At 66.5% G+C, this 994-nt stretch carries 1 protein-coding gene; it reads right to left on the bottom strand.

The window, feature by feature from the left end; translation table 11 throughout:
- Positions 1 to 994, bottom strand: a 994-nt coding sequence (locus tag NMK44_RS41870; RefSeq protein ID WP_374215426.1) for a putative T7SS-secreted protein, incomplete at both ends; no start/stop codon positions are given.

Here is a 994-nt window from a genome sequence, read left to right as displayed (position 1 = left end):
CTCTGACCCGGATTCTCATCACTATGCGTGCGCGCGCTTCCATCGCGGCTCAGCGCCCGTTCGCGGTTCATCAGACGCTGCGCGGCGCTTTTGAGGGTGGCGGCGCCGCGGCGGGCGGCTCCGGCGCCGCCGGCCAGGGCCAGGAGGAGATCGGGGGTGAGCTGTCCGGCGGCGCGGGCGGGATTGCGCTGCCACTCCTCCCAGTTCAGGGCCGCCTTGGCGAACTCCTTGGGATGGTCCACCGCATAGGCGGCGCCGTCGACCATGCCCGCAAGCTGCAGACCCGCGCCCCCGACACCGCCCTCGACCAGGTCCTCGATGCCCTCGTACCAGCCGTAGACGGTGTCACCCGCGCCGCCGAAGAAGCTGCCAAGACCTGACTTGAACGATTCCCAGTTCGACTTGGCCGGGGGTGTGTCGGGGGCGTCCTTCGCGGCGGTGTCGATCTTCTTCTTCGACGCGGTGACCACAAGACGGAGCTCTTCCTCCAGCTTGTCCAGCCGCTTGTAGCACGCATTGAGCGCGCTCAGCCCCGGGTCGTCCTCCGGCGGGCGCTCGGGCAGCGTCTCATCCTTGCGGTCGACGGCCTCGTTGTACTTCGTCACCCGCTCCCAATAGTGCTTGGAAACCGCGCGGGCCTCATCCGCGTCCTCGATGACCGGCTTGACCTTCTTCTGCACCGACCGCAACTTGTCCGCGTAATCATCCAGCGCACCAGCAGCCGAGGTGAAGTACTTCTGCGCCGCCTCCAGATGCTGCGGCAGTTTGCTGGTGGCGGTCTTGAAACCCTCATTCGCCGCACCGGTCCAGTTCATCAAGGACAGATCGCTGAGCTTGTCCTCACCGTCCTTGAACGCCCCCGCATACGCACGAAGCTTGACCGCCAGAGCCTCAACCGTCCCCGGCGAACCAGGAATCACATCCGACGGCTGCGCATGAGCGGGTATGCGCTCGGCCGCCCCACCCTCCATGGCGTCCTTCTGCGTCATGCGAT

This window comes from Streptomyces cucumeris (assembly GCF_024295805.1).
GTDB classification, from domain to species: domain Bacteria; phylum Actinomycetota; class Actinomycetes; order Streptomycetales; family Streptomycetaceae; genus Streptomyces; species Streptomyces cucumeris.
Note: the sequence above shows the minus strand (reverse complement) of the source record. Positions and strands in the feature narration are given on the sequence as shown.